Origin of the sequence: Cohnella sp. (genome assembly GCF_041641335.1) — a bacterium.
Lineage (GTDB): Bacteria > Bacillota > Bacilli > Paenibacillales > Paenibacillaceae > Cohnella.
In genome coordinates, this window is sequence record NZ_JBEPYQ010000154.1 from 1 (window position 1) to 9,882 (window position 9,882).

General features: G+C 56.6%; 8 protein-coding genes. All 8 read right to left on the bottom strand.

The genetic code is table 11. From position 1 onward, the window contains the following. Positions 1-2,740, bottom strand: a 2,740-nt coding sequence (locus ACESLM_RS29660) for an apiosidase-like domain-containing protein (protein WP_372638148.1), incomplete at its 3' end; no start/stop codon positions are given. Positions 2,741-2,912: 172 nt separating this feature from the next. Continuing rightward, on the bottom strand, positions 2,913-4,289 hold the full coding sequence (locus ACESLM_RS29665; RefSeq protein ID WP_372638151.1) for a lipopolysaccharide biosynthesis protein: 1,377 nt from the start codon (positions 4,287-4,289) through the stop codon (positions 2,913-2,915). Then, positions 4,282-5,181: a UTP--glucose-1-phosphate uridylyltransferase GalU gene (galU, locus tag ACESLM_RS29670; RefSeq protein WP_372638154.1), complete on the bottom strand. Its 900-nt coding sequence runs from the start codon at positions 5,179-5,181 to the stop codon at positions 4,282-4,284. Before galU ends, ACESLM_RS29665 begins: the two co-directional genes overlap by 8 nt. Beyond that, entirely contained in the window at positions 5,178-6,512 is a 1,335-nt protein-coding gene (locus ACESLM_RS29675) for an O-antigen ligase family protein (RefSeq protein WP_372638156.1), read from the bottom strand. Before ACESLM_RS29675 ends, galU begins: the two co-directional genes overlap by 4 nt. After that, positions 6,509-7,441 (bottom strand): glycosyltransferase, encoded by a 933-nt coding sequence (locus ACESLM_RS29680; protein ID WP_372638159.1) that lies wholly within the window; start codon positions 7,439-7,441, stop codon positions 6,509-6,511. Before ACESLM_RS29680 ends, ACESLM_RS29675 begins: the two co-directional genes overlap by 4 nt. Positions 7,442-7,494: 53 nt before the next feature. After that, positions 7,495-8,184 carry a CpsD/CapB family tyrosine-protein kinase gene (locus ACESLM_RS29685; RefSeq protein ID WP_372638162.1) on the bottom strand — a complete coding sequence of 230 codons (690 nt, stop codon included), beginning with the start codon at positions 8,182-8,184 and terminating at the stop codon, positions 7,495-7,497. Continuing rightward, positions 8,165-8,914, bottom strand: coding sequence for a YveK family protein (locus ACESLM_RS29690; protein ID WP_372638165.1), 750 nt, complete (start codon positions 8,912-8,914; stop codon positions 8,165-8,167). The genes ACESLM_RS29685 and ACESLM_RS29690 overlap by 20 nt, the downstream gene beginning before the upstream one ends. A 27-nt stretch (positions 8,915-8,941) precedes the next feature. Beyond that, positions 8,942-9,882: nucleotide sugar dehydrogenase (locus ACESLM_RS29695; RefSeq protein ID WP_372638168.1), on the bottom strand; the 941-nt coding region annotated here is incomplete at its 5' end.

The window sequence follows — 9,882 nt, forward strand, 5'->3', positions numbered from 1 at the left end:
CGTCCGTCGACGCCGTCCACTTCATCGTCACCGTCTTCTCCGTCTTCGACACCAGGCTCAGGTTGCCCGGGGCTGTCGGCGGCGTCGTATCCCGGCCGGGCTCCTCGTCCGTCTTAACCGTCAGCGGATTGCTGAACGGCCCCCAGTTTTGCGCCTTGTCCTTCGCCTTCACTGTAAAGGTATAGGTCGTGTTCGGGGCGAGTCCCGTCGCCGTGAACTGCAGGTTGTCGAAGTCCTGCGTGTACCCGTAATAGACGCCGTCGCGATAGATGTCGTACACTTCGATGCCGCTCGCGTCCGTCGACGCCGTCCACTTCATCGTCGCCGTCGTCGCCGTCTTCGACACCAGGCTCAGGCTTCCCGGAGCCGTCGGCGGCGTCGTATCTCCGGGTTCCGGCTCCTGCCCTTGCCCCGGCGGCGGATAATTTTTGGACTGGTCGTCGAGCACGAGCACCCAGTCGTTGTTCGCGCCCGTCGTCGGCGGCGTGAACGCCCTGGCGCCCGCATTGGCGAAATCCCCGATTCGCGTGGAGGCGCCAGTTCTCGGATTATACCAGTAGGCTGTTACCGTAGCGCCCGATATTTTGCCCATGTTCACCGTGAAACCCGTCCGCGCGTAGATCATCGCGTACCCGGAGCCTCGGGTCGCCCGGATATGGTCTCCGCCGGACAGCGCGTTCGCGACAAGCGATTGGTCGGGCACCCGCTCCAGGAAAGGCCTGGACTCGATCAACCTGCGAACGTATTTCATCTGTCTTCTTCCTTCGGCATTGATCGCGTCGTACCAGTAGACGTTCTCGTCCGCCGTCCGGCCGGGCGCATACATCTGCCAGATGGATCCATGGCCGTACGTGTGCCCGAACGCTCCCGCGAATACGGCCCAATAAGCGGCCTGACGGACGTCGTAGGGCGAGAATCTGCCGTTCGCCGAATTGAAGTTGATTCCCGCGTTCTCGTACCTCGGCTCCGAGTCCAGCACCGGCTTCACGGGCGATTTGCCGTAATCGGCGACGATCATGTTGTAGTTCGGATAATCGCGGGAGAGATGGCCCGACTGGTACATATTAAAGTCCAGCCAGCCGTCGCTCTGGAACCATTCCGACGACGATTTCCCTCCGATCGGATGGTAAGTCGTCAACTGCGCGGCTCCGGCGTCCCGAAGCCCTTGCGCCATTTGGCGGATCAGTTGCCGCTTCGGATCGGTGTCCGGCGCCCTGTCGCCGCCAAGCACCCAGATGACGTTGTTCCTGTTCGCGTAGCGGCCGCCGATCCATTTGCCGAAATTATACGCCTTCGCGTTGTCGAAAATCCCCAGATAAGGCTGGTTGTACGGAGTTCTATTGTCGATGATATATTTGCCCCAAGTCGGCAGCAGCGCTACGTACAACCCGAGCGAGGCCGCCGTGTCGATGACGTAATCGGCATGATCCCAATAATCGTATTGCGCCGGGTCGGACGGATTGTTCCCCTCCGTCGTCAACGGCCTGTTCGGGTCGGCCCCTACGAGCGGCTGATCGCCGTACATGTTCGGCACGGTCAAATTCCAAGTTTCCGCCAAAGCGACGATCTGCACGACGTTGAATTCCTGATCGGCGCAGCTTTTCAAGTACTTTAAGACGTCCGCCCGATTCAGCCGCTGCATCGTCTCCCATCCCGTATCCGCCAACCAGAAAAAAGATGAACCCTCCGAGGTGACGAGGAATCTTCTGTTGGCGCTTACTTGTATCCTCTTATCCGCTGCCGGTATGTCAATCTCCTCCCTTGTGATCGCGTATTCATGCGAATAATACTGCCTCTTGTTGGCCTCCGTGTTCTCGTCGGACCAATAGCGCTCCCCCCATGCAATCGAGAAGGCGTATCGGTATTGGTTCGTCTTCATCGTTTGCATATCGGGGAGGCCGCCGACCTCGGACAATCCGATCGGTTTGCCTCCGGCGAAATGCCACAGATCGTCGTGATGGCTTTGCAGAAATTCGTTTTGATAAATGTTGTGGGTGACGACGTCTACCTTGCCGCTTGCGGCCACTCCGTTCGTCACCGTCCCCGGATAATAAAGCCTGTAATCCCCGATAGCGGGATCAGCCGTTCTCGGGCAATGCGAGTTCCACACGAACAATAGATTGTTCAATCCATGGTCCTCCGCGAACCGCTTGTAGATCCTATCCCATAGCTCCCGGTAGCGGGTCTTTTTCCCCCACCAGAACCAATAGCCGTTCATCTCGTGATAAGGCCTGAACAACACCGGAACTCTTGCATCCCTTAACCGGATCAGATGCTCCGCAGCTTTGTCGTATTCCGCCAGCAACCAGTTGTATTGAGCCGTTCCGGGCGTCACGCAGGCGTTGAACTCTTCTTGGGTTTTGTATCCGTTCTTATTGGAATCGTTCCATACGTTGGCCCATACGTTGGAGGTCAGAGGAAATTGCTGATGCCAACAAAAAGCGACGATGCCCCCCGCCCGCCAGTAGGCGATTGCAGCGTCCACCGCGTCCCTGCGATGGTTGTATACGATCGCATCGCTTTGCCCGCCAATCGCGCCAAGCTCGAAGCTGGAGATGGCGGGGTATTTGCCGCCGGAGATCGGAAGCACGAGCTTTTCGATATTTTCCGTCGGCGCTCCCAGCCAATTGTGCTGCCCGGTAAGCATCCCCCGGTTTGATCTAGACAGAGCGTTCAAGTAATTCAGCAAACTTACGGCTTCATTAGAAGCATTCTGGTTAACAGGAGGCGAGCCCGCCATCACGATCACCTTCTCTCGCTTTGATCCGACCCTATATCTTATACAAGAAGCCTTCCGGCTTCCACTAGCGATTGCCTGATTTACGCCGCGGACCAACCCAAATAAGGCTATCGCCGAGTTGCGGTAGGCGATAGCCTTGCGAGAGAAGGAGGCCTCAGCCCCCCTTCTTGTCTTAAGAGGTTGACGAATCGTTCGCAGCCGCTGGGCTTCTCCGGGACCTCAAGCTTTTCACCCAGAGCAGGTCGTTCTTGCCGATCGCGAACGCCTTCAGTCCCAGCTTGAACCTTCGCTGGAACATGTACGCAACGTACAGCAGCCGCACCGCTGCGGGGATCAGCAGCGCCATGCCGGCGCCGGTTAATCCGTAGGCCGGAACGAGCGCGTACATCAGAGGCACGACGAGAACGATTCCGATCGCTTGCGAGATCGTCGCCACGATCGGGCTGCCCTGGGCCATGAACGCTTGTGCCAAAACCATGGCCGAGCCCCCGAGAACTACCTCGAGCACCAGCAGCGAGAAGACGGGAATCGAATCCAGGAACAGGCTTCCGTACAGCAGGTTAATGAATACGGGAGCCGCGAGCATGAGAACGCCGGTGCAGGCGAGCGCCCCGATCGTCGCGAGCTTGAATACCCTCAGACAGAGCAGCGCCGCTTCCTTCGCTTCGAGACCGGACAGCTTCGGGAAGAGCACCATGATGATCGAGGAAGAGAAGACGTTCAACATCCGGGATAAGCTCACGGCCACGACGTACAACCCGAGAGGGCCGGGCGCAAGCAGTCCGATCAAAATAATCTGGTCGATATAAAGGATGAGATTGCCGAGCAGATCGATTCCGTATGCGCTGATGCCGTAGGAAACGATTTTACGTCCGGCTGACCGGATTCTGCGCAGACTGAGCCGGTAGAGTCGGATGCTCTTGCAGACCGCATATATCGTTACGGGAACATAAGGAGCCAGATAAGCCAGTCCCGACGTATAAGGAGTCAGGCGGTCAGCCGCGATCAGAGCGGTCAGCATCAACAAGGAGAGCAGCGGCACCAGGTACCGCATCCGATTGAAGGCGCGGAATTCGTCTCGGCCCCGAAACAACGCATTTTGCATAAAATAAAGCAGCATAAACGGCGTCGCGAACATGAACCATTGCGCAGTGGAAACGATGCTTTCCGATTCGCTTCCCAGCCAATGCGGGATGAAAACGATACCAATGACGACCGAAGCCGCGCCGGCGGCCATGGACAAGAAGAGCGACGAGTAGTACAGGTCTGCCTCTTCTTCCTTCGACTTCTTCATATGGTACAGCAAGGCGCTGTGAATGCCGAGCGTCGTCGCGAAAGCCAGAAACTGCGGCCATAGAATGAGCGCGGTCTGGACGCCGCGCCCTTCCGGCCCGAGGGAGCGGGCCGTCAGGATGCCTGTTAGCAAATTAACGAACATGATTCCGATGCTGATTCCCATCGTCTTGACCGTCTCGGTGAACAGACTCTTGCCGCGGATCGACGCGAATATCGAGGAAGAGAACGCGCCGACGGTTCGGCCGCTAGCCATGCTTGCTCCACCTGACCGCGGATTTCTCCCGGTGCAATATTTCCTCGATGGCGTCCAAAAGCGGGTATCTCAGCTCCTGATTCAGAAGCGCGAAATCGAGTCCCGTTAAAATAAAGCCGAGTTTTTCCCCCACATCGTAGCGAACCCCTTCGAATTGATAAGCGTAAACCTGCTGCAGTTCGTTCAGCTTCTGAATCGCGTCGGTCAGTTGGATTTCCCCCCCTGCCCCTTGCTCCTGCAAATCCAGAAAGGAGAATATTTCCGGTGTCAGGATGTACCGGCCGATAATCGCCAGATTGGACGGAGCTTGGCCTAAGGAAGGCTTCTCCACCATATTCCGGATCGCTGCAAGCCGGCTGAACTGCTCCGCCACATCGACGATGCCGTAACGGTGAGTCTGATCCTCCGGCACGGACTGGACGGCGACGATCGAAGCTTGCGTCTGCTCGTATTGCTGAATCATCTGCTTCAGGCAAGGAACCTGCGCCGATACGATATCGTCGCCCAGCAGCACCGCGAACGGTTCGTTGCCGATAAAGCGCCTTGCGCACCACACGGCATGGCCCAGCCCTTTCGGCTCTTTCTGGCGAATGTAGTGGATTTCCACCTTCGAGGATCTCTGCACCGCGTTCAACAGCTCCAGCTTGCCCGACTCGTTCAGTCGATGCTCCAGCTCGAAGGCGGTATCGAAATGATCTTCGATCGCCCTTTTCCCTTTGCCGGTTACGATGAGGATATCCTCGATACCGGATTCGACCGCTTCCTCCACAATATATTGAATCGTAGGCTTGTCGATGATCGGCAGCATTTCCTTCGGCATCGCTTTCGTCGCGGGCAGAAATCGGGTTCCCAGACCTGCGGCCGGAATAATGGCTTTCTTGATCGACTTCATATCGGACTCCTCCTAGACGGATCAGATTGATTGGCAATGGCATTGAGGCTTACGCAGAACGGAACGATGAATTGGATGGACGATATCGTATTGTCCGAGATCGAATAAACGGCGAATCCGAGCAGGAAAGCTGCCAAATAGATCCGGATTTCCCGAGAGGCCCTTCGATAGACTTCCAGAAATACGATCAGCAGTGCGCGGAACAGCAGTGCCGCTCCGACAATTCCGCCATCGTAGTAAAACCGGATATACTCGTTATGGGGGACGGAGAAAGACTTGTCGATCGAGCCGTCGTTGCTGACCAGCACGGAACCGAGCCCTCGCCCGAACCAAGGCGATTCCTTCGCCCCGTTCAGGAAAAATTCCCAAGCCTCCGATCTTCCCGACAAGTTCACCTCCGCATTAGACTGCTGCGCGTAGGATCTCTTCTTGAGGTTATCCATCTGCAGCCCCACGGAAAGCGCCAGAATCGCGACAAAACCGATCAACGGGACGATCAGAGCGGTTTTGCCTTTCAAGAACTGTTTCAAGAGATCGAACGCAAAAGCCAGGACCATGGCCAATGCCGCAACCAATGCCCCCCTCGTTCCGGTTAGAAGCATGATCACGAAGTTCGTCCCCATCAGAAAATAATAGATCGACATCTGGCGCGGATACCGCTTAACCCCGACCATGGACACAAAGAAGGCGACAAAAGCCAGGAAAGCCAGATGCGGCGGAATATTCGCTCCCTGCAAGCGAAACGCTCCGTTATATTCGGTGACGAACATCGGGTACAGTCCGGCCAGGTGAAAGACCGCGCCGAAAGCGACGCTGACGGCCGGCAGCAGACACAGAAGCTTGACATGCCGTTCTGTCACGTTCCTCGGCCAACGGATCAGCAGAAAAATAAACGGAGCCGTCATCCCGATAAGCGTGACGAGAGGCGCCGATGACGACAGCATCGGGTGGCGGTCGGCCATCGTATACGTCAAAGCGCAGATCAGGAAGACCGCCGCGATGGGAGCCAATCTCGCCTTGTGAATGCCGAACCGGATCATCGCGGGCACGCTAAGCAGAATGATGCCGAATTTGTAGAAGGACTGCAGATCAAGCCCCATCGCCTCGATCTCGAAAATGTATTGAATGGAGATCGCGGACAGAACAAGCAGCAGGTATCCCGTGCCGATCGGGAAAATGATGGCGAACAGGCTGATCGATACTCCGATAACGCCCGCGAACGCAAGGACCGGCTCGCGCGGCACCGCGATCCCGATCAGCAGCGCGCCGATTAGCAAGAGGAGGAGCGGCATCGTCCTCGGCTGCAGACGGGCGGCTTCCCATCCGTTCATAAATCCGCAACCGCCCCTCGTTTGCGCAAGGTGTCCACGGAGCCTCTAATGCTCTCCAGCCGACACTCCTTCAGCAGACGTTGGCCCGGCGTCCGGACGAATAGCGCATTGACCAGAAGATAAATCCTTTTCAGAAGCAGCGTCGCCATCAGCTTCATTCGCATAGGCCAACGATCTCCCCAGATCGCATAGGAAACGCCTTGATAGTAGAACCTTCGCTTGATCCATTCTTGTCGGAGGCGATCGCCGGGGATAAAATGGAGGACGCTCATCTCGGGTACGTAAACGAGCTGATAACGTTTCTTCCTTAGCTGCGCAAACAGCCACGACTCCTCGCCGGACAGCAGCGATTGCCCTTTGCGGCCCAACGACTCGGGAAAGGCAAGCTCCCCCAGCGCTTCCCGACGAATCGCCATATTCGCTCCGTAAGGATGGAAGCGACGCGGATAAACCTTCTCCTTGTTCCCGAAATCTACGATCGTGAACCCCAGCTCCAATGGCTTAACGAGCCAATCCGGCCGCGACGTCTCGAAGAGAGGACGGATGATTCCCCCGACCGCGGCCGCGCCGGCATTTCGTTGAAAAGCGTTAATCAGGCTCGTCAACCACTCTTCGGACGGGATCGCGTCGTCGTCCAGGAAGGCGAGAATAGGCCCCCGCGCCTCCTTGACCCCCCTGTTCCTGGCGATGGACAAGCCTTGTCTGGCTTCGTACACGTAGCTCAGCCTCACTTTTCCCGACAGCCGGGTCTTGCATTCGGCCACGACATCGGCGGTATGATCGGGCGAGCGATTGTCGATCACGAGCACTTCCGCCTCTTCTATCCCCTTTACCTGCTCCAGAGAAAGCAAGGTTTCCCGCAATAAAGAAGCTCTGGCATACGTACAGACGATAATCGATACCTGCGGCATGAAATCGCGAACTTCCATCTTACTCTTCCTTTCTCTGCTCGCTGCGATCTCGCTTGATCGCGCTTCTTCGTCTATTCCGCCATTGCCTTATAGCGTTTATGCATCAGCTCTGTGGAAGCTTTTTTCTTCCCGTTAAGCACGACCCCGAGGAGGGACGCCTGAACATGTTCGAGAAGCTGCTTCGCTTTGACCGCGGAGTCCCGCTTGACCTTGCCGGATCCGACCACGAGCAGCACCCCGTCGCATCGGGCCGCGACGATTTGCGCATCCGTCACCAGCAGAACGGGAGGGGTATCGAAGATCACGACCTCGAATTCCTCCAGCGAATCTCTTACTAGTCCTCCCAACTTCTCCGAGGACAACAGTTCCGACGGATTTTTCGGAATCGGTCCAGAGGGGAGCAAGGACAACTTCTCGACGTAGGTCGGCAGAACAAAGCTCTGCATCGGGGCGGACGAGCGCAAATACTGGGTCAGCCCCGCGTCGTTCGTCGCTTCGAACACTTTATGCAAAACCGGATTGCGCAAATCGGCATCGACCAGCAGCGTTTTCTTCCCCTCCAACGCATAGCTGACGGCGAGATTCGCCGCGGTAATCGTCCTTCCTTCTCCCTGAACGGCGGAGGCGACACAGATCGTTCTCGGCGCGCGTTCGGCATTGGCGAAGTGCGTGTTCGTCCGAAGCGTCCGATAAGCCTCGGAGATCGAAGCTTTGGGGTTCATGTCCGTGAGCAGCGCGTACTCATTGGTTTGCCGTAACATAAACGCTCTCCGCCGCCTTTCTCGAAGGTTTGCCGGCGCGATGCCTGTACAAGTCCTTCTTGTCGATTTGCTTGATTGTTGCCAGAATCGGCAAATTCAGCTCGCTCATGATCTCTTCCTCGCTCATGATCGTATCGTTCAGATGATGAAGCAGGAACACGATGCCCAAGCTGAACATCAGCGACAGGACGAGGCTGATCGCGACGTTCATGGCCAGATTCGGCGAGATCGGAGCCGGTTTCTCGTCCGCCGCCGCGTTGTTAAGGATGGTCACGTTATCGACCTTCATGATTTCCACGACTTTCGATTTGAACACTTCGGACACCGCGTTCACGATGAGAGCCGCTCTCTCGTAGCTTTCGTCCTGCGCGACGACCGTCATGACCTGCGTCCCGTTCACCGAGCTGACCGTAACGGTTTCCATCAGTTCGCGGCCGCTCAAGCCGATGTCCGGATGCTTGCTCAGCACTTCGTTCATGATCGCTTCCGTACGGATCAGTTCCTTATAGGTGGCGATGAGCTGAACGTTGACGGTCACGTCGTCCCAGGTGATTCCGTACCCGTTGTCCTGAACCGAGGATTTATTGACGATCAGTTTGGTGGAAGCTTCGTATTTGGGCTCCATGAGAAAATGCGTCGACAACCCCGTCGCCGCGACAGCCAAAATCACGACCGCCGCAATGACTCCGGCCCGGCTCCGGATTACCCGGAGTATTTCGCGTAAATCCATTCCCATCCCACTTTCCGACTTAGTCTTTTAATAGGTAATCGCCAGTCTGTCCGCCGTCTTCGACTCATCCGGCATCCCGATGCCGATGCCTTCGTACTCGAATCCAAGCCGGTTCAATTCGGCCGCGTTCAGGAAATTGCGAGTGTCCAAGACGAACGGCTTTCTCATCGATGCATGGATTTCCTCCCAGCCAAGCCGGGCGTATTCGTCCCAATGCGTCAGCAAGATCAATGCGTCGGCGTTGTCGGCGACGCGATGAGCATTGTCGCAGTACCCGATCTCCATAAGTTCGTTCAGGGCCTTGAACATGCCCATGCCCTGGGGATCGTGAACCTTCACCCTTGCTCCGACGTCCAGCAGTTCTCCGATAATGACGGATGCCTGCGTGTGACGGGCGTCGTCCGTATTCGGCTTAAACGTTAAACCCAGAATGCCGATCGTCTTGCCGTTCAAGGATTTCAGCTTTTGCTTGACCTTGTCGATGACGTGCTTGTGCATAAGACCGTTCGATTGGATCGCCGCCTCGACGACCGACAGCTCGCAGCCGTATTTCTTTCCCGTGGCCAGCAGCTCCGCCGTATCCTTGGGGAAGCAGCTGCCGCTCCAGCCGCTGGACACTTGCAGGAATTTATCCCCGATTCGCGAATCGAGCCCCATCCCTGAAGCGACGGACATGACGTTGGCGCCAAGCGTTTCGCACAATCTGGCGATTTCGTTGATAAAGCTGATCTTGACGGCCAGAAAAGCGTTGGAGGCGTACTTAATCATCTCCGCGCTCTTGATGTCGGTCTCGTAGTAGGCGGGTGTCTTCGGGTGAACCTGCCGATCGAACAGGAAATACCGGAACAGCTCGTCGTAATTCACGCGGTGCACCAATTTGTGATAGAGACGCCGCATCACTTCGCTCGCTTTATCATGACGGGACCCGAGGACGATGCGATCGGGAAAAAAGACATCCTGTAAAGCGT